26 protein-coding genes are annotated in these 23,569 nt (G+C 63.1%); 13 read left to right on the plus strand and 13 right to left on the minus strand.

Annotation, left to right across the window (positions count from 1 at the left end):
* Positions 1 to 21 precede the first annotated feature (21 nt).
* The 4 genes from SJ05684_RS03505 to SJ05684_RS03520 form a co-directional block, all read right to left on the minus strand.
* Positions 22 to 1,032 carry a LacI family DNA-binding transcriptional regulator gene (locus SJ05684_RS03505; RefSeq protein WP_034854289.1) on the minus strand — a complete coding sequence of 337 codons (1,011 nt, stop codon included), beginning with the start codon at positions 1,030 to 1,032 and terminating at the stop codon, positions 22 to 24.
* Between the two features lie 15 nt (positions 1,033 to 1,047).
* Positions 1,048 to 1,959 carry a carbohydrate ABC transporter permease gene (locus SJ05684_RS03510; protein WP_034854288.1) on the minus strand — a complete coding sequence of 304 codons (912 nt, stop codon included), beginning with the start codon at positions 1,957 to 1,959 and terminating at the stop codon, positions 1,048 to 1,050.
* On the minus strand, positions 1,959 to 3,077 hold the full coding sequence (locus SJ05684_RS03515) for a carbohydrate ABC transporter permease (RefSeq protein WP_034854287.1): 1,119 nt from the start codon (positions 3,075 to 3,077) through the stop codon (positions 1,959 to 1,961). Before SJ05684_RS03515 ends, SJ05684_RS03510 begins: the two co-directional genes overlap by 1 nt.
* A gap of 66 nt (positions 3,078 to 3,143) precedes the next feature.
* On the minus strand, positions 3,144 to 4,784 hold the full coding sequence (locus tag SJ05684_RS03520; protein WP_034854286.1) for an extracellular solute-binding protein: 1,641 nt from the start codon (positions 4,782 to 4,784) through the stop codon (positions 3,144 to 3,146).
* Positions 4,785 to 5,117: 333 nt separating this feature from the next.
* On the opposite strand from SJ05684_RS03520, the gene SJ05684_RS03525 reads away from it, so the two are divergent.
* The 7 genes from SJ05684_RS03525 to SJ05684_RS03555 all read left to right on the plus strand — a co-directional run bounded on the left by SJ05684_RS03525 (position 5,118) and on the right by SJ05684_RS03555 (position 13,087).
* Positions 5,118 to 6,194, plus strand: a complete 1,077-nt coding sequence (locus SJ05684_RS03525; RefSeq protein ID WP_034854285.1) for an ABC transporter ATP-binding protein — start codon at positions 5,118 to 5,120, stop codon at positions 6,192 to 6,194.
* A 126-nt stretch (positions 6,195 to 6,320) separates the two neighbouring features.
* A complete protein-coding gene (locus SJ05684_RS03530; RefSeq protein ID WP_034854284.1) occupies positions 6,321 to 7,172 on the plus strand; it encodes an MOSC domain-containing protein in 852 nt (283 codons plus the stop codon).
* Positions 7,173 to 7,285: 113 nt separating this feature from the next.
* Entirely contained in the window at positions 7,286 to 8,524 is a 1,239-nt protein-coding gene (locus SJ05684_RS03535; RefSeq protein WP_034854283.1) for an MFS transporter, read from the plus strand.
* A gap of 173 nt (positions 8,525 to 8,697) precedes the next feature.
* A complete protein-coding gene (gene nadA / locus SJ05684_RS03540; protein ID WP_034854282.1) occupies positions 8,698 to 9,777 on the plus strand; it encodes a quinolinate synthase NadA in 1,080 nt (359 codons plus the stop codon).
* A 52-nt stretch (positions 9,778 to 9,829) separates the two neighbouring features.
* Positions 9,830 to 11,428 carry an L-aspartate oxidase gene (locus SJ05684_RS03545; protein ID WP_034854281.1) on the plus strand — a complete coding sequence of 533 codons (1,599 nt, stop codon included), beginning with the start codon at positions 9,830 to 9,832 and terminating at the stop codon, positions 11,426 to 11,428.
* A gap of 140 nt (positions 11,429 to 11,568) precedes the next feature.
* Entirely contained in the window at positions 11,569 to 12,471 is a 903-nt protein-coding gene (nadC, locus tag SJ05684_RS03550) for a carboxylating nicotinate-nucleotide diphosphorylase (RefSeq protein WP_034854280.1), read from the plus strand.
* A 97-nt stretch (positions 12,472 to 12,568) separates the two neighbouring features.
* Positions 12,569 to 13,087, plus strand: coding sequence for a superoxide dismutase family protein (locus SJ05684_RS03555; RefSeq protein WP_034854279.1), 519 nt, complete (start codon positions 12,569 to 12,571; stop codon positions 13,085 to 13,087).
* A 3-nt stretch (positions 13,088 to 13,090) separates the two neighbouring features.
* Here the strand turns inward: SJ05684_RS03555 and SJ05684_RS03560 are convergent, their stop codons facing one another.
* The 8 genes from SJ05684_RS03560 to SJ05684_RS03595 all read right to left on the minus strand — a co-directional run bounded on the left by SJ05684_RS03560 (position 13,091) and on the right by SJ05684_RS03595 (position 18,289).
* Entirely contained in the window at positions 13,091 to 14,113 is a 1,023-nt protein-coding gene (locus tag SJ05684_RS03560; RefSeq protein WP_034854278.1) for an NUDIX hydrolase, read from the minus strand.
* Entirely contained in the window at positions 14,061 to 14,600 is a 540-nt protein-coding gene (locus SJ05684_RS03565; RefSeq protein WP_034854277.1) for a tyrosine phosphatase family protein, read from the minus strand. Before SJ05684_RS03565 ends, SJ05684_RS03560 begins: the two co-directional genes overlap by 53 nt.
* Positions 14,597 to 15,211 (minus strand): HD domain-containing protein, encoded by a 615-nt coding sequence (locus SJ05684_RS03570; RefSeq protein WP_034854276.1) that lies wholly within the window; start codon positions 15,209 to 15,211, stop codon positions 14,597 to 14,599. Before SJ05684_RS03570 ends, SJ05684_RS03565 begins: the two co-directional genes overlap by 4 nt.
* Positions 15,208 to 16,056: a CAF17-like 4Fe-4S cluster assembly/insertion protein YgfZ gene (gene ygfZ / locus SJ05684_RS03575; protein WP_034854275.1), complete on the minus strand. Its 849-nt coding sequence runs from the start codon at positions 16,054 to 16,056 to the stop codon at positions 15,208 to 15,210. The genes SJ05684_RS03570 and ygfZ overlap by 4 nt, the downstream gene beginning before the upstream one ends.
* Positions 16,057 to 16,122: 66 nt before the next feature.
* On the minus strand, positions 16,123 to 16,869 hold the full coding sequence (locus SJ05684_RS03580) for a hypothetical protein (RefSeq protein ID WP_034854274.1): 747 nt from the start codon (positions 16,867 to 16,869) through the stop codon (positions 16,123 to 16,125).
* 14 nt (positions 16,870 to 16,883) lie between these two features.
* Positions 16,884 to 17,153 (minus strand): hypothetical protein, encoded by a 270-nt coding sequence (locus SJ05684_RS03585; protein ID WP_085939040.1) that lies wholly within the window; start codon positions 17,151 to 17,153, stop codon positions 16,884 to 16,886.
* Between the two features lie 159 nt (positions 17,154 to 17,312).
* The gene (locus SJ05684_RS03590) at positions 17,313 to 17,741 is read right to left on the minus strand and encodes a TIGR02301 family protein (protein ID WP_034854273.1); all 429 of its coding nucleotides are present in this window, start codon (positions 17,739 to 17,741) and stop codon (positions 17,313 to 17,315) included.
* Between the two features lie 119 nt (positions 17,742 to 17,860).
* Positions 17,861 to 18,289, minus strand: a complete 429-nt coding sequence (locus tag SJ05684_RS03595) for an NUDIX hydrolase (RefSeq protein WP_050979976.1) — start codon at positions 18,287 to 18,289, stop codon at positions 17,861 to 17,863.
* Between the two features lie 58 nt (positions 18,290 to 18,347).
* Here SJ05684_RS03595 and SJ05684_RS03600 point away from each other — a divergent pair, with 58 nt between their 5' ends.
* On the plus strand, positions 18,348 to 19,118 hold the full coding sequence (locus SJ05684_RS03600; RefSeq protein WP_034854271.1) for an SOS response-associated peptidase: 771 nt from the start codon (positions 18,348 to 18,350) through the stop codon (positions 19,116 to 19,118).
* Positions 19,119 to 19,127: 9 nt separating this feature from the next.
* Here the strand turns inward: SJ05684_RS03600 and SJ05684_RS29945 are convergent, their stop codons facing one another.
* Complete coding sequence (locus tag SJ05684_RS29945) at positions 19,128 to 19,475, minus strand: hypothetical protein (RefSeq protein ID WP_162098808.1); 348 nt, start codon at positions 19,473 to 19,475, stop codon at positions 19,128 to 19,130.
* 202 nt (positions 19,476 to 19,677) lie between these two features.
* On the opposite strand from SJ05684_RS29945, the gene cysS reads away from it, so the two are divergent.
* The 5 genes from cysS to pip are packed head-to-tail and all read left to right on the plus strand — an operon-like array spanning position 19,678 to position 23,541.
* Positions 19,678 to 21,078 carry a cysteine--tRNA ligase gene (gene cysS, locus SJ05684_RS03610; RefSeq protein ID WP_034854270.1) on the plus strand — a complete coding sequence of 467 codons (1,401 nt, stop codon included), beginning with the start codon at positions 19,678 to 19,680 and terminating at the stop codon, positions 21,076 to 21,078.
* A 49-nt stretch (positions 21,079 to 21,127) separates the two neighbouring features.
* Positions 21,128 to 21,610: a GFA family protein gene (locus SJ05684_RS03615; protein ID WP_034854269.1), complete on the plus strand. Its 483-nt coding sequence runs from the start codon at positions 21,128 to 21,130 to the stop codon at positions 21,608 to 21,610.
* On the plus strand, positions 21,607 to 22,083 hold the full coding sequence (locus SJ05684_RS03620; protein ID WP_034854268.1) for a GFA family protein: 477 nt from the start codon (positions 21,607 to 21,609) through the stop codon (positions 22,081 to 22,083). The genes SJ05684_RS03615 and SJ05684_RS03620 overlap by 4 nt, the downstream gene beginning before the upstream one ends.
* Positions 22,083 to 22,589, plus strand: a complete 507-nt coding sequence (locus SJ05684_RS03625; protein ID WP_034854349.1) for a GFA family protein — start codon at positions 22,083 to 22,085, stop codon at positions 22,587 to 22,589. The genes SJ05684_RS03620 and SJ05684_RS03625 overlap by 1 nt, the downstream gene beginning before the upstream one ends.
* The gene (pip, locus tag SJ05684_RS03630) at positions 22,579 to 23,541 is read left to right on the plus strand and encodes a prolyl aminopeptidase (RefSeq protein WP_034854267.1); all 963 of its coding nucleotides are present in this window, start codon (positions 22,579 to 22,581) and stop codon (positions 23,539 to 23,541) included. The genes SJ05684_RS03625 and pip overlap by 11 nt, the downstream gene beginning before the upstream one ends.
* Positions 23,542 to 23,569: the final 28 nt, after the last annotated feature.

Consider the following 23,569-nt stretch of genomic DNA (forward strand, 5'->3'; position numbering starts at 1 on the left):
GGCCGGTCACCGGCCGTGTTCCTATCCGGTTTCAATCGCACCGCGCGGGCCCGTGGAGCCACGTACGATCAGTGACCCGTCGATCATCTCGTCCTTGGCCACGAAGGACCCGCCGAAAAGAAGCGCCACGGCGCGCATTGCCAGCTTTTCCACCGGCTGACGCACCGTGGTCAGCCGGGGCACGACGAGCTTGGCGAGCGAGATGTCGTCGAAGCCGGCAAGCGACAGCTCGCGCGGAACATCGATCTTCAGATCGCTTGCCGCTCGGAGTGCACCGATTGCCTGCTGATCGCTTGCCGCGGCAATGGCCGTCACACGTTTGCCGGGCGCCAGAGACAGCAGTTCGCGGGCGATCATCTCGCCGGATTCGTAGTCGAACTTCCCCCGGGAGATCGTCAGTTCGACAGCCTCGCCGGCTTCGCCGAGCTGGCGGAGCCGATCGACGAAACCCTCCTGTCTCAGCCGTCCGGCCTCCGTGTCCGGCGGCCCTGCAATATAGGCAATGCGGCGATGCCCGAGCCCGTAAAGGTGATCCGCCATCAAGGACGCCGCCTGCGCGTGGTTGGTCGACACCAGGGGAAAGCCGGCGAAACGCCGGTCCAGCGAGATGATCGGAACCGGCAGGTCCGCGGATCGATGTGCGCCCTGGCTGGAAGCAGCCACGATGATGCCGCACACGGAGCGATCCAGAAATGCCGATATGTGGTGGCGTTCAGCCTCGGGATCGTTGTGCGAACTTGCCAGCATTACCGTATGCTTGCGTTCCATGGCGGCGCTTTCGATGCTCGCGGCCATCTGGGCGAAAAAGGGATTCGTGATATCCGGAACGATCAGGCCGATCACATCGGTCCTGCTTGTGCGCAGTGCCCTCGCAGTGACGTTCGGCCGGTAGCCGAGTGCTGCGATCGCACCGGTCACCTTCTCGCGCAGGGCGGGCTTTACCGCTGCTTCCCCGGCGAGGACGCGCGAGACGGTCCCGACCGAGACTCCTGCCTGCTCGGCGACGTCCTTGACCGTGGGCATCCTGCGCATGATCGATACCCGGATCTACTTCACCGCTCCGGCGGTCATGCCTGCAATGATATGTTTCTCGAGCAGGATGCCCACGAAGACCAGTGGAAGGATTCCGGCGGTCGAAAGTGCTGCCATGGACCACCAGTTGATGCCCTGGCTGCCCGTCTGGCTGGCGATCATCACCGGCAGGGTGTTCGTGTTGGTGGAGGTCAGCAACGCCGCGAAGAAATACTCGTTCCAGCACAGGATCAGCGAAAGGATGAATGCGGCCACCATGCCCGGAAGCACCAGAGGCACGATGATGCGCAGGAACGCTCCCCATATCGACAGGCCATCGACGAGCGCCGCTTCCTCGAGCTCCACCGGCACGGTCGCGAACTGGTCGCGCATGATCCAGATCACGATCGGCAGGACCATGAGCGTATAGACCGCGATCATGCCGACATATGAATCCAGCAGCGCAAGCTCCTTGTAGAGGACGAGAAAAGGCAGCGCGAGCACGACGGGAGGCATGATGAGCTGGGACAGGAAGAAGAACGAGATGTCGGAATTGCGCATATAGCCGAACTTGTAGGAAAAGCGACTGAGGCCGTAGGCGGCGAGCGAACCCAGGACGACCGCCAATGCCGAGGCGGTGATCGACATGACCATGCTGTTCCACAGCCTGCGCATGAATTCATCGCGAACGGTCGATACATTGAAGATGGTGTCGGGCGAAAGCCCGAGCGAGCGCCAGCCGAGCCAGTTGGGCGTGAAGTCGAGCCATGGGATCAGATTGCCCTTCATCACGTCCGCAGCCGTCTTGAAGGAGGTTGAGACCGTCCAGAAGAGCGGGAAAATGCAAATTACGGCCCAGGCGGCGAGGAGCCCGTAGACGACGAAGCGCATTGCCCACCAGCGAAGGCGCTGGCCACGGGCATATTTCTCGAAGTCGATCGAAACCATCATAGTCTTCCTGTCATGCGCCGAACGATCCTGTCCGATACCTTCAACAGCATGGTCATGCCGAATACGATTATCACCAGGTAGACGATCGCAAGCAGCGTGCCATATCCGACGTTCGAACGGTCGCGGTATTCGCGATAGATGAAGCTTGTGACCGAGTCGGTGGCTCCACCGGGGCCGCCGGCGGTGACGGTTATGATGATGTCGGCGAGCTTCAGCTTGAAGATGATGCGGATCATGACCGCCGTCACCGATACCGGCAACATCAGCGGGAAGATGACCTTCCAGAAGCGCTGCCACTTGGTGGCGCCGTCGACCTCGGCCGCCTCCAGCACCTCCCGCGGCAGGGCCTGCAGACCGGCCAGCAGCATGATCATCATGAATGGAATGAAGGTCCAGGCGTCCATGATCATGATGGAAAGCCTGGCGGTCAGGGGATCACCGAAGAAGGACGGATTCTCCCAGCCAAGCCAGCGGGCAAGCCTGGCGATCGGGCCGAAGCGGATTTCCAGCATCGATTTGCCGACCATCCAGCTGACTGCGACGGGCGAAAGCATCAGCGGCACGAGGAATGTGACGCGCCAGAACTTTCGGGCGGCGATGTCCTGGCTCAGGAGCAATGCCAGCCCGAAAGCGATCGCGTACTCGACCGCGATTGCCAGGCAGTAGAGCACCATGTTGAGCAGAGCATTGGCATAGAAGGGATCGCTGAGCATGCGGCGCAGATTGTCGAGCCCGTTGAACTGCCGTCCGGTCAGCGATGCCAGGTTCCAATCGGAAAAGCCGACCCACAGGGCGAACAACAGCGGGAAGACCACCATCGAGACGACGAAGAGTGCGGCCGGCAGGACGAACAGCGCCTTTTTCCCGGCCTCGCCATAAAGGACGACACGCGTCACGCACAGGACGATCGCCCAGAGAATGTAGGCATAGAGAACCGGGCGCCAGTTCTCGAAACCAAAGGCGATCCATCCCGATTCGTGGGCCGCTTGCAGCACAAAGGACGTGACAAGCCAGATGGCGCTCAGCCAGAGCGCTGCGCGGCCCCAGAAGTGGCGGCCTGCAGAAACCGAATCGGCTTCGACTGTGTGCAGCAAGTCGCGATCGAGCGTCGTCATGATATCCCCCGGACATAATTGCCACCGGCGGAGTCGGTTTTCCGCTCCGCCGGTGGCGCTGTTCCGTTAAAGTCCCAGGCTCGCCCGATAGAGCTTCAACTGGCTTTCGCGGCCAATCTGGTCGGTTATCTTTTCCCAGGCGGCGGCAATCGCGTCCGCGGTCTCCTGGGCCGATTTGTATTGCCCGGCAAAGCCCTTTGCCAATTCGTCTTCCGCGACGGAGTAGTATTGGAAGATGCCGGGGATGCGGGGCTCGATGGCGGCGTTGGTGTGGTTGTAGCTGTCGGCATTCGATCCGAGGTAATCCTCGATATAGGCACGATCATAGCCTGCTGCCTGCCACTCGTCATAGTTGAAGTGGGACTGTCGATAAGGCTGGAAGCCGGACGGATAGGCCGATGTCCACAGCGAAAGATCCTTCCCACCCAGATGTGCCGCTGCCGACCAGGCAGCCTTGCGCTTCTTCTCGTCACCGGACACGCGCTTGGTGACGTAGATCCCCCAGCCCAGATAGGCCATGTTCGGCGCTTCGTTATAGGTCTCTTCCCACTGGCCGCTCTTGCGGTTGTACACGCGGCTGGAACCGCGGTTGATGCCGAAGCCGACGACATCGCCGACGACCGAGGTATCGGAAGTGCGGGCGCTTGAGCCTACGTCGCCCCACCACATCAGCATTGAGCCGGTGCCTGCGAGGAACTGCGAGAATGCCGTCGTACCCGGGTCCGCATTGATCTGGTCGGACGGATAGGCATTGGCGGCGATCAGATCCATCACATCCTGGATGGCCTGGACCCAGGCCGGGTTGTTGACGAGCGGCTTCATGGTGTCCGGATCGAACAGCCAGGCAGGATCGCCGGGATACTTCGCATAGGCGGTCGCGCGGTTCTCGAGGAAGTAGAAGCCGAAGCCGCCCCAGCCCTTCAGCGGGTCGAGGTAACCATAGGCCGACAGGCCGGTCAGGGGATCCGTCTTGCCGATAAGAGCCTTGGAGACTTCGTTGACTTCCTGCCAGGTCTTCGGCGGTTCGGCGCGGCCGCTGATCGAGCCTTCGCCAAAATAGTCTTTTCTGTATGCAAAGGTATGGCAGTCTCCGTCGATCGTAACGCGATAGGTCTTACCTTCCCAGGTTCCGACGGGAGGTTTCAGATAGTCCACGAGGTCGTCGGCGTCGATCTGCGCTGCGACCCAGTCAGGCATTTCGTCCAAGAGCCCGCGTCCGGCGGTGTCGCCCTCGAACGGAGCGCCCATTTCGATGATGTCGAAGTCGACGGTGCCGGTCGCGATCGACTGTTGCAGGCGCGCGTTATAGTCGGCTTGGGCAAGGTCGATCCAGTTGATCTTGGCACCGGTATAGGCTTCCCAGGGTTTCAGGAAGCCACGGAACAGGAAGTTATGAAGGTTCTGGTTGTTGAGGCCCATAAAGGTGAGTTCGACGCCAGCAAACTCGCCCGCGGCCACATTCGCCTTGGTCGGCCCGAGACAAAGCTCGCCGACCTTCTGCCAATCGGCATCCGTCGGCGCGCCCTTTCCAACGCCGGGAATTTTCAGGATCTGCGCCCGCAGATCGTCCTGGGCCAAGGCCATCGTGGGAATGCCGCCGACGGCGCTCGATATCCCGAGCAGCGCCGCAGCGCTTGCCGTGCCCCGCAGGATGTCGCGGCGGCTTGCCTGCCGGCGCATCAAGGCTTCATAAATTTCGACTTTCATAAGAGGCTCCTCCACCCTTCATCTCGTTGCCGCCCGGCGCGATCTTTGTCAGGCTGACCATTAGCGCTGGCCACGGGCGGAACTATTTGGTAAGCAAGAAATGAAACGTTTCATATCTGCGCTTGAAACCGCTCCTCTCGGTTTCGCTGTTGAGGATCAGGCTGCAAAGAGAAAATGTCAACATGGACAATGAAACGTTTCATGGAGGAGGCTGCATAGGATTTCGGAGAAAGGCGATGGCAGGTTTCGGCCGGGCCGGCGCCGTGAAAAATCCGCAGCGGCACTGGGAGCGGCCGTGGCGAGGTCCGGCCGGGGAGAACGAGTGGGAGCGAGATGGCTGGAGTCAGAATTTCCAGGGTGCTGAAGGCTTACGGCGCCCTGAATGTGCTTCACGGCGTAGACATTGATATAGCCGACGGGGAGTTTGTCGTGCTGGTCGGCCCTTCCGGCTGCGGCAAGTCGACCCTCCTGCGCATGGTCGCCGGGCTTGAAAGCATCACGAGCGGGACAATTGCGATCGGCGGAAAGGTCGTCAACAATCTGCCGCCCAAGGACCGTGATATCGCCATGGTCTTCCAGAGCTATGCTCTCTATCCGCACAAGACCGTTGCGGAGAACATGGTATTCGCATTGCGCCTGCAGAAGCGGCCTGCCGACTTCATCAAGCAGCGCCTGCAGACCGCAGCAGAGACGCTGGACCTCGTTCCTTACCTCGACCGTTATCCGCGCCAACTGTCCGGCGGCCAGCGCCAGCGCGTGGCCATGGGGCGGGCGATCGTGCGCGACCCTCAAGTGTTCCTGTTCGACGAGCCCCTGTCGAACCTCGATGCGAAGCTGCGTGTGCAGATGCGCAAGGAAATCAAGGAACTACACCAGCGGCTGAAGACGACGACGATTTACGTGACCCATGACCAGGTCGAGGCGATGACCATGGCCGACAAGATCGTGGTCATGCAAAGCGGCAAGGTCGAACAGATCGGCACGCCGCTCGAGCTTTACGACAGGCCGGTCAACACCTTCGTGGCGACTTTCATCGGTTCGCCTTCGATGAACCTCATGAAGGGAACATACGCGGCGGATGGCAACCTGTTCGTGTCGGAGGCCGGTGATGGGATCCCGCTTGGCTTCGAGCCGGAGGCGAGGGATGGGCAGGCGGTCTTGCTCGGCGTCCGGCCGGAGCACCTGTCGCTTGCCGATGATGGCCTTCAGGCGACCGTGAACGTGACCGAGCCAACGGGATCTGAGACGATGGTGTTTCTGCGCTACGGCAATGGCGAGATCGTCTCTCTGTTCTCCGATCGATACGATTTCAAGCCGGGCCAGCAGATCGCCGTCGCCGCCGGCGCCGGAAAACTGCATGTCTTCGATGCGGTGTCCGGAAAGAGCTTGCGGCCGAATATGGCGGTCTGACGCGAGGTCGCGGGCACCACCGGCGGCTAGGAGACCATTGAAGAACAGCGATTTCAACGGGTTGCGGCGCCTCGGTGAATCGGACTAAGAATGACTTGACTCTGTTTCTGAACCCGGACGAGCGCGATGAAGGTGACCGGTCTCAACATTCACCCGTTGAAAAGCGGGCGCGCCATTGCGCAAACGTTCGTGACGGTCAATCTCGACGGGCTCGTGGGCGACCGGCGTTTCATGCTGGTCGGGCCCGATGGCCGCTTCATCACCCAGCGCGAATTGCAGGCGCTGGCGCAGGTTGGAGCGGTGCCTGTCGACGGCGGCGTGCATCTGAAGATGAACGGCAGCGAATTCTCCGTCCGCTTCGCTCCGGACCGGCGGCTTGATGTCCGCGTCTGGTCGAGCGACGTGAACGCCGCGGTGGCCGATGAGGCGGCCAATGAAACGCTCTCCGCTTGGTTCGGACGGCCCGTCAAGCTCGTCCATATGGACGAAGAGGCTGAGCGCTTCGTCGGCGCCGAATGGGCGGGATCGGCGGCACCGGTCGGTTTTGCCGACGGCTTTCCCATCCTCATCACGACCACCGGTTCGCTTGCCGACCTCAATCGTACCCTCGTCGAAAAGGGGCAGGAGCCGGTCGGAATGGAGCGCTTCCGTACCAATATCCTGATCGACTGCGACGAGCCCTGGGCGGAGGATCTCTGGGAAAGACTGGAGATCGGCGGCATCGTTTTCGATCTCGTCAAGCCCTGTTCCCGCTGCATCATGACCACGCAGGACCAAACGACCGGAGAGCGCATCGGCGGCAATCCGATCCAAGGCCTTTCGGAAAAGCGCATGTCCGCCGACCGCCGTGTTCCCGGCGTCCTCTTCGGCTGGAATGCCGTACCGCGCGGCGAGGGGATGGTAAAACTGGGCGACGAGGCGACAGTGATTCGCCGCCGGAAGGAGCGTTGGCCGATGAAGTTGCGCGGTAGCGCCTGAAACGTGGGTTGTATGGCTTGGCATCAATTCCTGTGATGCAATCGTCAATTTAATTGGCTTTGCGCAATTGAAGCGCCGCCATAGGATGGCCCCTCAACAAATCGGAGCCTCCCATGCCTGCAGCCACTCCAGCCGCCGTGCGCACGGCCGACCATGGCAGTCTGCCTTGGCTGATCATCGCCGCCGGTTCCCTGATTGCGATGCTGACCTTCGGTCCGCGCTCGGCCATGGGATTCTTCCAACTGCCCATGCTCGCCGACACCGGATGGGACCGGACGACCTTCGGCCTTGCCATGGCCATCCAGAACCTCTGTTGGGGTCTTGGCCAGCCATTCTTCGGGGCGGTCGCCGACAGGTTCGGCACCTGGCGCACGCTGGCGCTTTCGGGCCTGCTCTACGCAAGCGGACTCGTCATCATGGCCTTTGCGAATGCGCCGATCTGGCTGCATGTCGGCGGCGGCGTGCTGGTGGGTCTCGGCGTCGCGTCAGGCTCCTTCGGCATCGTGCTTTCGGCCTTCGCGCGCAACGTCGCGCCCGATCGTCGTGCGTTCGTCTTCGGCATCGGCACGGCGGCGGGCTCAGCGGGCATGTTCTTGTTCGCGCCGCTAAGCCAGGCGCTGATATCGGCCTATGGCTGGTCCGACAGCCTCGTCTACCTCGGTCTGTTGATGCTGCTCGTGCCGCTCTTTGCCATCCCGCTACGCGGCAATGCCAGTTCCGGCCGGCACTCGGAAGTGCTGTCCACGCAAACCATCGGCGAGGCCTTGAAGGAAGCGCTCGGCCACAGGAGCTATCTGCTTCTCGTCTCCGGCTTTTTCGTCTGCGGCTATCAGGTGGCCTTCATCACGGCACACTTCCCGGCCTATCTCGGCGACATCGGCATCGATGCCCGCTATGCGGTGATCGCGCTCGCCCTGATCGGTTTCTTCAACATCATCGGTTCGCTGTCCGCCGGCGTTATCAGCCAGCGCTATTCGAAGCCCTATTTCCTGGCATGGATCTATCTCGGCCGCTCGGTCGCGGTTACGGCCTTCCTCCTGATTCCGCAGACGCCGACCTCGGTCATCGTCTTCGCGATCGCCATGGGCCTTCTCTGGCTGTCGACCGTGCCGCCGACCAACGCACTGGTGGCGATCATGTTCGGGACCCGCCATCTAGGCCTGCTCGGTGGCATCGTCTTCCTCTCTCACCAGGTCGGTTCCTTCCTCGGTGTCTGGATGGGCGGATATCTCTACGACCGCTTCGGGTCCTACGATCCCGTCTGGTGGCTGGGCGTCGCGCTCGGCATCTTCGCGGCTATCGTCCATTGGCCGATAGAGGAGCGGGGCGTTGCCCGCCCCGCAATGGCCTGACAGCAAGACGATGCGTCCGGCGGCGCCGGACGCATCGTCCATTTGCGACGCTTGAAATCTGTCACAAAACTTTCTAAATGAGTCCCGCGGCTTTAGCCGCTTTTGTTTTGAACCAATTATGCTCAATATGAGCATAATTGGTCGGGCCGAGAACGGCGAGAGAGGAGAGCTCGATGAGCACACTTGACCTTCGCACGGGTGTAACGTCTGCGCCAGCATTCGTGAGCGCTGCGGCGCGCTTCGGCGTCATCGAAAAACCGGATCTCGCCTACACCCCGGCGGTCGCCCGCGAGACCGAGCATCTCCATGAAAAGGTCAGGGATTTCATTCCGGCGATCGAATGGGCCGCCTATGCGCCCTACGTTCACGCTATCAACCGGTTGAAGAAGGAACGCAACGCCGTGATCCTGGCGCACAACTACCAGACGCCGGACATCTTCCATTGCGTTGCCGATATCGTCGGCGATTCGCTGCAGCTCGCGCGCGACGCCACCAAGGTGGATGCCGAGATCATCATCCAATGCGGCGTGCACTTCATGGCCGAGACCTCGAAGCTGCTCAATCCGGACAAGACGGTGCTGATCCCCGACGCCAAGGCCGGCTGCTCGCTCTCCGAATCGATCACCGGCGCCGAGGTGCGGCTCTTGAAGGAGCGCTATCCCGGCGTGCCGGTCGTCACCTATGTCAACACCTCCGCCGAGGTGAAGGCAGAAACCGATATCTGCTGCACGTCGTCCAACGTGCTTTCGGTGATCGAGAGCCTCGACTCCGATACGGTGCTCTGCATCCCGGACGAATATCTGGCGATGAACGTCGCCCGTCAGACCAACAAGAAGATCCTCACCTGGAAGGGGCATTGCGAGGTTCATGAGCGCTTCACCGCGGCCGAACTTCTTGCCTACAAGGAGGCCAATCCCGGCATTGAGATCATCGGCCATCCGGAATGCCACCCGGACGTGATCGCCGTCTGCGATTTTTCCGGCTCGACCTCGGGGATGATCAACTATGTCAAGGACAAGCGGCCCGACCGCGTGCTGCTCGTCACCGAATGCTCCATGGCGTCGAACATCCAGGCGGAGGTGCAAGGCGTAGACTTCGTCAAGCCCTGCAATCTCTGTCCGCACATGAAGCGCATCACGCTGCCGAAGATCCTCGACAGCCTGCTCAACATGACGGAAGAGGTTCTGGTTGATCCGGCGATCGCCGACCGCGCGCGCCTGGCCGTCGAGCGTATGGTGAACCTCAAGCAGTGACACGCCGGCTGCAGAGCCAGCCCATGCAGGCCGTCGAAGGAGTGACCGAGCCATGCTGACTGACCATTTTCGTCCGCAATCCTTCAACGGGATCGATGACATCGTGATCGTCGGCGGCGGCCTTGCCGGCCTCTTCTGCGCGCTGAAGCTCGCGCCGCGGCCCGTCACCATCCTGGCCGCCGCGCCGATCGGCCACGGTGCCTCCTCCGCCTGGGCCCAAGGGGGGATCGCCGCGGCGATGAGCGCGGGCGACACGTTCGAGAAGCACGTGGCCGACACGGTTGCCGCTGGAGCCGGCATCGTCGACGAGAAGATGACGCGGATGATGGTTGCCGAAGGGCCGGCGCGCATCCACGATCTGCTCGAATATGGCGTGCCCTTCGACCGGGATCTCGAGGGCAAGCTCCTGCTTTCGCGTGAGGCTGCGCATTCCGAGCGGCGCATCGTCCGCGTCAAGGGCGACATGGCCGGCCAGGCGATCATGGAGGCGCTGATCGCGGCGGTGCGCAGGACCCCGTCCATCCGCGTGCTGGAGGGCTATGTGGTCGAGGAACTGGTGCGCGAGGGCCGCTTCATTTCCGGCGTTGTGGCCAGGCCGGACGCCGGTAAATCGAAGACCCGCGTGTCGTTTCCGGCGCGCGCCGTCGTGCTTTGCTCCGGCGGTGTCGGCCACCTCTACGCCGTCACCACCAATCCCTGGGAGGCCTGCGGCCAGGGCGTCGGCATGGCGGCGCGGGCCGGCGCCATCATCGCCGATCCCGAATTTGTGCAGTTCCACCCGACCGCGATCAATATCGGCAAGGATCCGGCGCCGCTCGCCACCGAGGCGCTGCGCGGAGACGGGGCGGTCCTTATCAACGCCAAGGGTCATCGCTTCATGCTCGACATCCATCCGGACGGTGAGCTTGCCCCCCGCGATGTGGTTTCGCGCGGCGTCTTTGCCGAAGTACAGGCGGGGCGCGGCGCCTTCCTCGATTGCACCAAGGCCGTCGGCAAGCATTTCCCCGAGATGTTTCCGACCGTCTATGCCTCCTGCATGGTCGCCGGCATCGACCCGGTAGAACAGCCGATTCCCGTCGCGCCGGCGGTGCACTACCACATGGGCGGCGTGCTCACGGACGGAGAGGGGAGGACCTCGATCGACGGCCTCTGGGCTGCGGGTGAAGTGACCTCGACCGGCGTCCACGGCGCCAATCGGCTTGCCTCCAATTCGCTGCTCGAAGCGGTCGTCTTTGCCGCGCGCATTGCCGACAACATCAAGGGCACCCTGCCGGCGCCGAAGCTCACCGAATGGGGCGACAATGCCGGCGAGAATGATGACCCGGTGACGGTCGAGGACAGCCCGCCATTCAAGCGCCTGCGCGGGCTGATGAGCGAGTGCGTCGGCGTCGTGCGTACGCGCGAGAGCCTTGTGCGTGCCATCCGCGAGATCGCCGAACTGGAGCGCGCCAATACGCGGCTGCGCTTCGCCAATATCATTACCACGGCCAAGCTCATCGCCGCTGCCGCCCTGCAGCGGTCAGAGAGCCGGGGCGGCCATTTCCGCGCCGACTGCCCCGAGGAACGGCCAGAATGGCGCCGCCGCACCTATCTGACGTTGGCGAAGGCGGAGCGGCTGGCGGCCGAGTTCGCCGAAACCGAGCCGGCATGACCCAGCGCTGACGTAAAGCGCGTCGCGACCAAACGTAACTCGTGCGTCGCGCTTTAGATTGTTTGTGCATGTCGTTGCCCCAAAACCGCTGCACACTTTTGGGCGACATGCTTTAGATTTGCAAAACCGGGAACTCCATCATGACCGTTGCCCTTCTTCCGGAACTCCCCGCTCTCATGGTCGAGGAGCAGGTGAGAAGCGCCCTTTTGGAAGACCTCGGCCGCGCCGGTGACATCACCACGCTCGCGACTATCGGACCGGATATGTCGGCCACGGCCGAAATGCGCGTGCGCGAAGCGGGCGTCATTGCCGGACTGGAACTGGCGCGCTCCGCCTTCCGCCTCATCGATCCGTCGATCCGCTTTGACGCTCTGGTTGAGGACGGCGACCGCGTCGCACCGGGAACGCCAATTGCCCGGATATCCGGCCGCGCCCGCGGCCTGCTGTCGGCGGAGCGTGTGGCGCTCAATTTCCTCATGCATCTGTCGGGCATCGCCACCTACACGGCGAAGTTCGCCGACGAGATCGCCCATACGGCGGCGAAGGTCTGCTGCACGCGCAAGACAATCCCGGGCCTGAGGGCGCTCGAGAAATATGCCGTGCGGCTCGGCGGCGGCTCGAACCATCGCTATGGGCTCGATGATGCAGTGCTGATCAAGGACAATCACATCGCCGTTTCCGGAGGTGTCGCCGGCGCCATTCGCGCCGCGCGCGCCTATTGTGGTCATCTCGTCAAGGTCGAGATCGAAGTCGATGGGCTCGCACAGATGCGCGAGGCGCTGGGAGCCGCGCCGGACGTGATCCTGCTCGACAATATGAGTCCGGAGCTGCTCAGCGAAGCGGTGGCGGTCAATGCCGCCCATTGGAGGCTCGGCGCTGACGATTACGTCGGCGATCCGCGCCGCACCCGGCTCGAGGCCTCCGGCAACGTGACGATCGAGACGATCCGCGCCATCGCCGAAACGGGCGTCGACTATATCTCAACCTCGAAGATCACGATGGCGGCGCCGACGCTTGATATCGGCCTCGATATTTCGATCTAGGGCCAGAGGCATGCCTCCGCGAAATCCTTCCGGGTAGGGGAACGAGGTCGGCAGCCATGCGTTGCCGTCTTGAACCGCGAACAAGGAAGGATTGGCAATGGTCAGGTCGATAGCCGTGTTTCTCTTCGCCGCTGGGCTGGCAGGTGCAGCCGCCGCGCAGCAAACGTCGCTGACCGCAACCGCCGACTTTATCGGCAAGGATGGCAGGGAGACGGGGCGGGCTATCCTCACGGCCGGGGCAGAAGGCGTGCTCGTGGAGGTGGAGGTCAGCGGACTGCCCGCGGAGACGTGGGTTGCCTTCCATGTGCACGAAACGGGCAGTTGCGACCCAGCAGAGGGCTTTGAGTCTGCGGGAAATCACTTTGCCGGTGAAGACGAGAACGCCGAACACGGGTTCCTCGCGGTAAACGGCCCGCATGCCGGCGATCTGCCGAACCAATATGTTGGCGCTGACGGTGTCCTGCGTGCCCATGTGTTCAACAGCTTCGTATCGCTCGATGAAGCGGGGACGGCGATCCGCGGCCGCGCTTTGGTGGTCCATCAAAATTCCGACGACAATCGCAGTCAGCCGGACGGCGGTGGCGGCGCACGCCTTGCCTGCGCGGTCATCAGGTGACGCTTATCGCCCTCCGACCTTGAGGCCCGGTGCGGGGCGTTCGTCCAGGATCTGCCGCCGGAATCGGAAAAGCGCGGCCGGCCGTCCGCCTGTCGACGCGAGTGTTCCCCCCGTGGCTTCGACGAGCTCGGCGCCCTCGACCAGCCGACGAAAGTTCTGCTTGTGCAGGTGTTGACCGGAGATAGCTTCTACGGTCGCCTGCAGGTGGGTCAGCGTGAATTCCGGCGGCATGAGTTCGAAGACTACGGGCCTGTACTTGATCTTGCCGCGCAGCCGGGCGACGGCGGTGGCGACGATGCGGCGGTGGTCGTGCCGCATGGCGATCCCGACCGCCGGGCCGCCGGGGCCGCGGCAATGGCCGTCGATCACGGCCTCGCGTACCAGTCCCGCCTCGTAGAGCAGCTCGTAGCGCTCCAGCACACGCTCCTCGTCCCAGGGAAAGTCATCGAGACCGAAAGCGAGGCGCACGCGCGCCCGACGCTGAGCGCTGGATGCGGACTTCTCCTCGCCGGCTGGCCCTAGCTTCCATTGGGCGAGCGCGGGCAGGATCACCTGGTCGAGAATTGCCGGGCGCCCCTGCCGCCAGTCTTCCCACGGCAGATAGCCGTACCAGTCCCGCCAATGGGCACCCGCCGCCGCCAGTCGCTCGTTGTTCTCGGCGTCGGTGCGCGTCAGCGCAAGATAGCCGACGGAGACCATGTGCTTGCCTTCTTCTCCCGGGAGACGCTGTCTACCGCGATCGCCGAAGGTATAGAGTTGCTCTATATAGCCGAGCTTCAGCGCGGTCCGCTTTTCAACGCGGGCGCGAAGGCTCGCCTCGAACGTGCGGTGGCGTGCCGGATCGAAGGGGCCGAAGGGCAGGCCGTCGCGCGCGTCGCCATCGGCTTCGGCGACGGCGAGAATGCGTGGACTGCGATTGACGACGGCGACAATGACTGCGTTGAGGCCGATTTCGACCGTAGCCGGCTGTGCCTCACTCTCCATTCGTGTTCGTCTCCGGGCGGAGCGGCAGGAGGAAGGGCGCATTTCCGTCGGCATCCGCGCCGCGGCCGATGGCCCGTACTGCAGCGATCAGCCGTCCCCTGCGCGACAGCGCATGATCACCGATCTCCACCAGCCGGGTGTTCGGCGTCGCGAAGGGCGAGGCCACGCGCAGCCGCATTGCCAGCGCCTCGTCGTCCTGGTCGGGCTCGACGGCAAGTGCCGCAATCAGCGCTGCAGCGGGCGAGCGCGAAACGCCCATCCAGCAATGGACGAGGAGCGGCCGCGCACGATCCCATTGCCGTGCAAACTCGACGATCTGCTCGACATGGGTCTCCTGCGGCGCCACGAGGTTACCCGGCCCGGCGAAGCTGATGTCGTTGACGCCGATCGTCAGATGCTTCGTGCCGTCGATTACGGCAGGGCGATGGAAATCCTGACCCTTCGCAAGCAGGCTCACCATTTCGCGGCAGCCGTGACGGACGGCCATTTCCGCTATGCGCGCGAGCGGCGAGACGACGACGCCTGTCATATCACGCCTTCCTGACCCATCTTGGCGCGCTCAGCCTCGAGTGCCTCGAAGCGGGCGGAGAAGAGGCGTTGCGCCTCTGTCGCCGGCAGCGGGTCGATCAGCAGGGTATCGCGAGTGACGCCGCGGGGCTGACCGAAGAACTTCCGGGCCTCTTCGGGCGAGAATCCGGCAAGTTCCGTCGCTTCGAAATAGGCGGCGACGCGATCGGCCTTCTTGATCCGGTCCTTCAGTTCCCTGGGCGTATGCGCCGGCAGCCCGAAACGCAGGTGAACGGCGCTCTCCAGGCGGTTTTCCACCATTTTGTAGCCGCCACCGACCACGGCCTTGAAAGGTGAGATCATGTCGCCGATCACATATTCCGGCGCATCGTGGAGCAGCGCCATCAGGCACTCGTCGGCATTGCAGCGATTGGTGCGCCGGAAAATCTCTTCGACGAGAAGGCTGTGCTGGGCGACGGAAAAAGCATGATCGCCGGTCGTCTGGCCGTTCCAGCGTGCAACCCGGGCGAGGCCGTGGGCGATGTCGGCCAGCTCGACATCGAGCGGCGAGGGGTCGAGAAGATCGAGCCGCCGACCGGAAAGCATCCGCTGCCAGGCACGCCCATTTGTCATGCGCTCGCCTCACCGGCATCGGTCGGAAAGGCAAGTCCGGTCCAGCCGGGCAGCGTCAGCATGACGGGCACGTCGCCGGCAAGGAGCGTTTCCCCCTTGGTCATCGCGTCCCCCGCCTTGTCGATGCGCACGATCGCGAGCCCCGCCTTGTCGCGCACCGTGCCGAGCGCGCCGATCGGTCGTCCGTCGGCGGAAATGCTCGTGCCTGTCGGCGGCAGCGCCATTTCGCCGGCGACGATCACCACGCGACGCCGGGCCGATCCGCGGTGCTGCATGCGCGAAACGACCTCCTGGCCGACATAGCAGCCCTTGCGGAAGGACAGGCCGCCATTCAGATCCATCAGCACATCGTGCGGGAAGGCGTCCTGCAGGGCATAGTCCCGACCGGCGACGGCGATGCCGGCCGCGATTCTCAAACCGTCGAGATCGGCGACGGTTGCGTCGGCCTCCGCCGTCTCGGCATAGAGCCGGAAGACCGGCTTACCGGCCTTCTCGAAGCGATGGTCGCGATAGCTGCCGCTCGGTTGCTCTTCGCCGAAGGCGACCGTTACCGGCGCGGGCAAGGCGAGCGAAAGCTCCACTGCCGATCTGAGCTTGTACATGGTCAGGCGCTTTAGCAGCGCTTCGGCCTGGTCGCTCGTCGTTTCCAGCCGGAATCTCTCACCGTCGCGGGAGATCAGGAACTCGAAAAAGATCTTCCCCTGCGGCGTCAGGAGGGCGCCAGGCTTGGCTTCGCCCGCGACCAGCGCGGCGACGTCGGTGGTGATCAGGCCTTGCAGAAGCGCTTCGGCGTCCTTGCCGGAAACGCTGATCATTGCACGGTCGTCAAGGCAAAGCTTGGGCATGGCTTCGATTCCTGTTCTCTTTGTCGAACAGGTAGGATTTCCGGCCGGCAAGAGCAAGCGCGCCGGTCAATCGCCGGCGACGAGGAATTTCCAACGGCCGTCGGGCGCAATGCCCACACGATAGAAATTGTAATTCCCGAGTTCCTCCATGCCGGCGAAGTCACCGGCTGTGACGAGGCGGAAGAGATCGACCTTCTCCGGCGGCGTCAGGGACGACAGAGGCTTTTCGGCAAAGTAGGGCCAGATATAGGCCTCCTCCGGCGTGCCCTTGTCTGCGAGGACGAAACCGGTCGAAAGGACGTCGAGGAGGATCGCAAGAATTTCGACGCCTTCCTGGTCGCCGGACAGGCCCTTCAGCACCGCGATCGGATCCTCCTCGCCAGCGGTGCCGGACACTTGCGTCTGGGTCGGACCCTTGCCGAGCAGGGGGCGCAGCCTCTCAATGTCTCCGGAGGCAGCGGCTTCGACGATCAGTTCGCGCATGCGGGCGACGGGTGCCGGAAGCTTCGAGACGTCAGTCAGCACTTCGACGGGCTCGACCACCTCCGGCACAGCCTCTTCGACGGTCTCTTCCGCCGGCTCGTTCACCAACGGGTCAGGCGTTGGAATCTCGAGCGGAGCGGCTTCAGCCGGCGCCTCTTCAGGTGCTTCCGCCGGTGCTTCGTTCTGCTCGTTGGCAGCGGGAGCGGGGGCAGGCTGCAACTCGCTGAGCGCGAATGCCGGGGCAGCCGCCGTCGATGACAGGACGACGCTCGCCAGCAGCAGCGTGACGAGACGCACCGGGGCCGCCCGGCAGGCTGAAGTCCGGCTCATGGGCAGTCCTGGGATTATTGTATGGTCCGCTGTGGCGAAAACTCTCCGGCGAGCATTCGCTCGCGAAGGGAATTCAGCATGGCTTCGGCACCCTCTTCACCATGGAGCCGGATGGTTTCCCGCATTGCCAGCGCAATGGCCGCGTCGGCGATGATTTCCGGCTCGATTCCGTCCGCCATACCGTCCGCCCAGGCTTCATTCTGGTGTTCCAGGGCCGCCTGCATTTTTTCGTGGACGATCATGTCGTCAATGTCGGTCAGGCTTGGTTCCATCATTCGTTCCATGCGGGTTCCATCACGTACACTTGGCTTAAGCTAGCGCCTCTCTGCTGAACCGCAACTGAACGGGGCAGACAGGCCGGTCACTCCTTACCACTGTCTTAACAACTTAGCAGCCTTTTCCCGAAACGACACGGGCTCGCGGAAAAAGAGGTTAATATCCTGTTAATTACCGAAGCGCGCGACGATTTCGGAAGCAAGTGTTGCGCCTTCGGCACGGTACCGCGCCTCGGCGAGCGTCGCCGATTCCGTGCAGACGGTATAGACGGAGGCAAATGTCCGGTAGCCGCGGTTGAAGGCGGCGGTCATGTGCTCGCGTCGTTTCGGCTCGCCGACGGTCTCCCGGTCGATCAATGCCTGCATCGATTGCCGCCAGGTGTCTTCGGGCTTGGCCAGGCAGAGGTCGCGCAGGTAGTGGACCGAACCCAGTATTTCAGCGAGCCGGATCAGGCGCTGCTCATAGGGCGGCGGTTTCGCCTCGATAGCGGGCGGGGCTTTCTCGGGGGGCGGCGCGTCCTGTGCGGCAGAGGCTGCCGCCAAGGCAAGCGTCGCACCGGTAAGGAACAGCCGGATTGAAAGCGATTGAACGTTCATCGCTCCATCAAAGCCGAATCGGCTTCGGTTTCAAGCCTGTGCGGCAGGAGACCGCGAGCATTTTTTGAGAGAGTCGGCGTAGAGCGGGATCCGGACGGACGACCGGGGATGTCCGCATCCTATCCCGGGCCGACTGGCGGCCGGATGCAGATCAGCTTCTCCACGCAGTCGCGAACGCTTTCCGGAACGGGCAAGGCGAAGATTTCTTCCGGAGTGAACCAGCCGACGCCCATGGCGTCGTCGCTGGCGACCGCTACGGAGGCGGAGTCCGCCTCAACCTTGAAGACGAAAAGCTGGAAGTGCCGGTTCTCGGGCCGTCTCGGAGGAATGTCGTAAACCTCGAACAGCACGGGATTGCAACCCCTTATGCCGGTCTCCTCCGCCAGTTCGCGAAGGGCGGTTTCCGCCGGCGTTTCGCCAGGCTCGGCGCGGCCACCCGGAAAGGCATACATCCGGGCCGCGGGCGGATTGGCCCGCCGGACGAGGAGATAGCGCCCGTCCCGTTCGAGAATTGCGGAGGAAGCGAGTTCGGGTTGGCGCTGCATTATCCGGGTCGAAGTGCGTGGGATTGTTGACCCACCTTAAGCGAAATGCCACACCCCTGTCATGTGCGGACGTTTTGCGTTGACGGCCACGCCGGAAGAATTGCTGGAACTGTTTGGACTGCTGAAGGTCGAGGACTTTCCGGCACGCTTCAATATCGCTCCGACGCAGCCAATCCTTGTCGTTGTCGCCTCGGAGCGGCCGGCGCCCGGCAGCAATCTGCCGGAGCGCAAGGCACTCCTCGCACGCTGGGGGTTCACGCCGGGCTGGGTGAAGGACCCACGCTCCTTTCCATTGCTGACCAATGCCCGCGCGGAAACGGCGGCGGACAAGGCCGCCTTCCGCGCTGCGATGCGGCACCGCCGCGTCCTGGTGCCCGCATCCGGCTTCTACGAGTGGCACCGTCCGCCGAAGGGTATCCGCGGCGTCTCGCAGGCCTATTGGGTGCGGCCGAAAAGAGGCGGCATCGTCGCATTTGCCGGCCTTATGGAAACCTGGTCATCCGCCGACGGATCGGAGGTGGATACCGCAGCCATCCTGACGACCAGAGCCAACGAGGCGGTTGGCCACGTCCACGACCGCATGCCGGTTGTCATTCAGCCCGAGGCTTTCACCCGTTGGCTGGATTGCCGGACGCAGGAACCACGCGATGTTGCCGATCTCATGGGCCCTGCGCCAGAGGAGCTCTTCGAGGCGATTCCCGTCTCTGGCCGGGTCAACAAGGTCGCGAATTCGGGCCCCGAGATTCAGGAAGAAGTCACGCCGGCCACAGGGGCTGCATCTGAGACGGAGGATCTGAGCGGAGACGGGAGCGGCCAGCTGTCGCTGTTCTAGGGGGCGCGCTCACGCGCGGCGCTTGATGGTCCTGGAGTTTGTCGGTTTGACCTTGGCTTGCAGGGCGGCAGCCAGCACGGCCTTGATGCCGAGTGGCCGGTATTTCCTGACGAGATCCGATGACGGTGGCCTCGTGGTCTTCGCGGATTTCATTTCATCTCTCCCTGGTGTTTCCCTGGTCCTGGGTAACGCATCGCTTTCTTTTTTGTGCCCGAAAGCGGCGTCACTTTTCGTTTCCTCGGGAAACAGGACGCGGCGCACAGCCGTCACGAATCGCTTTCCCGAGTGGCGATTTCGGATAAGCCAAATCATGACAAATCCGTGGCCATGAGCTTTGACGACGACTTTCGCTTGCATGCGGCTCGCCTCTTGACCGAGGCGGAGCGACGCGCGATAAGGGGCGTCATGAAAACGGTTATCTGCATTATTTGCCGGAAGATTATTCGCTAGCGTTCCGCTGGCCTGGCCGTTTTCGTCTCCAGAAATCCAAGATGACAAAACGTGCGGGCCGCCCCGGACGCGCTATTGCAACGGTTGCATGCAGGCTTGGAGATTTGGGATGGGCGGAATGCCGCTTTTGAAGCTGTACAACACCCTGACGCGCGAAAAGGCCGATTTCCGGCCGATCGATCCTCAGAACGTCCGCATGTATGTCTGCGGGCCGACGGTCTACGACTATGCCCATATCGGCAACGCGCGGCCGATCATCGTCTTTGACGTGCTTTTCCGGCTGCTACGCCATGTCTACGGTGAAAGCCATGTCACCTATGCGCGCAACATCACTGACGTCGACGACAAGATCAATGCGCGGGCTTTGCGCGACTATCCCGGCCTCCCGTTGAACGAGGCGATTCGCCGTGTGACGGAAACGACCGAGAAGCAGTTCCTGGAAGACGCCGCGGTGCTCGGCTGCCTCGACCCGACCATGCAGCCGCGCGCCACCGAGAACATCGCTCAGATGATCGAGATCATCGAGAAGCTCATCGCCAAAGGCCATGCCTATGAGGCCGAGGGCGAGGTGCTGTTCGACACGACGTCGATGGCCGATTACGGGCAGCTTTCCAAGCGCGTCCTCGAGGAACAGCAGGCAGGCGCACGCGTCGCCGTCGACGCACACAAGCGAAACCCGGGAGACTTCGTGCTCTGGAAGCTCTCCGAGGAGCATGAGCCTGGCTGGGAAAGCCCCTGGGGGCGGGGCCGGCCCGGCTGGCACATCGAGTGCTCGGCTATGAGCGGACGCTATCTTGGCGAAACCTTCGACATTCATGGCGGCGGCATCGACCTGATTTTTCCGCACCACGAGAACGAGATCGCCCAATCGCGTTGTGCTCACGGCACCGAGGTAATGGCGAATGTCTGGATGCATAACGGCTTCCTGCAGGTCGAAGGCCGCAAGATGTCGAAGTCGGAAGGCAATTTCATCACCATCTACGATCTTCTGCACACGGAGAAATTCGGCGGCCGCCAATGGCCGGGAGAGGTCCTGAGGCTCGCCATGCTGATGACGCATTATCGCGAGCCGATCGACTTTTCGATCAAGCGGCTGGAGGAAGCCGAGCATCTGCTCTCCAAGTGGCCGGTGCCGGGCGACGCGGCCGGCGAGCCGGACCGCCAGGTCCTGGCAGCTCTTGCGGACGACCTCAATACGGTTACAGCGATCCAGGCGCTGCATGCGCTGGCACAGAAGGCATCGGCTGATGCCCAATATCTCGGTTCCTTCGCCGCGAGCGCCGCGTTGATCGGCATCGTGCCGAAGGAGATCGAACTCGACGAAGCGGTCGTGCACGAGATCGACGCCCGGGTGCGCGCGCGCCTCGAACTCCTGAAGGCGAAGAATTTTGCCGAGGCCGACGCGATTCGCGCCGATCTCCAGGCGCGGGGCATCCAGCTCAAGGACAGCAAGGACCCGGAAACCGGTGAACGGGTGACCACCTGGGAAGTGAAGCGCTCGCAGACCTGACTGACGCGAGTGCAAGGACCGACGGCACGCGAGGCAAGAGGAGGGCCACATGGTTGACGATATCCATACTGGCGGATGCCAATGCGGTGCGGTTCGCTTTCGCCTGGAAGGCAAGCTCGGCGACGCCTCGGTCTGCCATTGCCGTATGTGCCAGAAGGCGAGCGGCAACTTCTACCTGCCGCTTGTCTCCGTTCGTGGTGCAAAGCTTATCTGGACGCGTGGCGAGCGAACGCGCTTCCAATCCTCGAACCACGTGTGGCGCGGCTTCTGCGGAAACTGTGGGACACCGCTTACCTACGAGGCGCCGGACGGGATGGCGTTGACGATCGCGGCTTTCGACAGGCCGGAAGGGATCGCGCCGACGATCCAATGGGGCGTCGAGGCGAAGTTGCCTTATGTCGATCGCGTCCCGGAACTTCCCGGCGAGGACACGATGGCCGACCTGGATTCGACATCTTTCCTCGCCGATCTCGTTTCCTATCAGCACCCGGACCATGACACGGAAACCTGGCCACGAAAGGAGAGACGATGAGCGAGACCGTCAGAACAGGAGGGTGCCAGTGCGGCGCCGTTCGCTTCCGCATCCGCGGCGCGCTTGGACGCCCGTCGATCTGCCATTGCCGTATGTGCCAGAAGCAGTTCGGCTCGTTCTTCTCAGCCCTGGTGACCGCGCCGAAGGATGGCGTCGAATGGACCCGTGCCGAACCGAGCTATTTCCAGTCTTCCGTCAACATCGATCGCGGCTTCTGTCCGAAATGCGGCACGCCGCTGACCTACCGGCATCCCGGCGGGCTCGAAATCGCGATCGGCGCCTTTGATGACCGCTCCGATCTGGCGCCGCGCGTCCAGGTCAACTTTCAGGCGCGGCTGCCTTGGGTCGAGACCATCTTCGACCAGCCGGTTCACGAAGATCCGGATTACTATGCGCGCCAGGAGCAGATCATCTCGTTCCAGCATCCGGACCACGAGACCGAGCATTGGCCGGCGGCGGGAGCCTGGTCATGATGATCCGGCGCATCTTCACGGGCGGCTGTCAATGCGGCGCGGTGCGTTATCGCGCCGAGGGCACGCTCGAGGATGCGCATATCTGCCATTGCCGCATGTGCCAGAAGGCGGCCGGAAATTATTTCCTGCCGCTCGCCAATATCGCGCGCGAGGATTTCCAGATCACGCGTGGTGAGCCCGCCTGGTTCCGGTCGTCGGACCTCGTGCGGCGCGGGTTTTGCCGCGCATGCGGCACCCCGCTTTTCTACGAGATGCCGAACGAGAGTTTCCTGAATATCACGCTCGGCTCTCTCGACGATCCGGACGACGTGCAGCCGGGGTACCAGTCCGGCGTCGAGTCGCGCATGCTGTGGTTTTCGCACCTGCCGGGCCTGCGTGAAAAGGAGACCGACGACGGCAGCGAAGCGGCCGCCGCGCGCCATCTCGCCGTGCTGGAATCCAACCGCCAGCATCCCGATTTCGACACCATCCACTGGCCACCCGAGGAAGACTTCAGTGAGTGCTGATCTGCGCACCCTCTATCCCGAAATCGAGCCATACGCTTCCGGTCACCTGGACGTGGGCGACGGACACCACGTCTATTGGGAGCGGGTCGGTACGCCCGGCGCCAAGCCGGCGGTCTTCCTGCATGGGGGGCCTGGCGGCACGATCTCGCCGAACCACCGCCGCCTCTTTGATCCGGAGCTCTACGACGTGTTGCTCTTTGACCAGCGCGGCTGCGGCAAGTCGACGCCGCATGCAGAACTGGAGGCGAATACGACGTGGCATCTCGTGGCCGATATCGAGCTGCTCAGGGAATTGGCCGGTGTGGAAAAGTGGCTGGTCTTCGGCGGCTCCTGGGGATCGACGCTGGCGCTCGCTTACGCCGAAACCCATCCGGAGCGCGTTTCCGAGCTTGTCCTGCGCGGCATCTACATGCTCACCAGGGGTGAGCTCGACTGGTACTACCAGTTCGGCGTCTCGGAGATGTTCCCGGACAAGTGGGAGCGCTTCATCGCTCCGATCCCACCGGAAGAGCGCCACGAGATGATGCGGGCCTATAACCGGCGGTTGACGAGCGAGGACCGCGCGACGCGGATCGCAGCGGCAAAGGCCTGGAGCCTCTGGGAGGGCGAGACGATCACGCTCTTGCCGGAGCCGGAGACCAGCACCCGTTTCGAGGAGGAGGAATTCGCCGACGCCTTCGCCCGGATCGAAAACCACTTCTTCGTCAATGCCGGCTGGCTCGAGGAGGGGCAATTGCTGCGCGACGCGCACAAGCTGCACGGCATCCCGGGCATGGTCGTACACGGCCGCTACGACATGCCGTGCCCGGCCAGATATGCCTGGCAATTGCACAAGGCTTGGCCCGGGGCCGAATTCCACCTGATCGAGGGGGCGGGTCACGCCTATTCCGAGCCGGGGATTCTCGATCGCCTGATCCGCGCGACTGACAAGTTCGCCGGCAAAACCGAATGATGCGGAAGCCGCCGCGCCTTTTGTAGAC

The organism is Sinorhizobium sojae CCBAU 05684, assembly GCF_002288525.1.
Taxonomy (GTDB): Bacteria; Pseudomonadota; Alphaproteobacteria; order Rhizobiales; family Rhizobiaceae; genus Sinorhizobium; species Sinorhizobium sojae.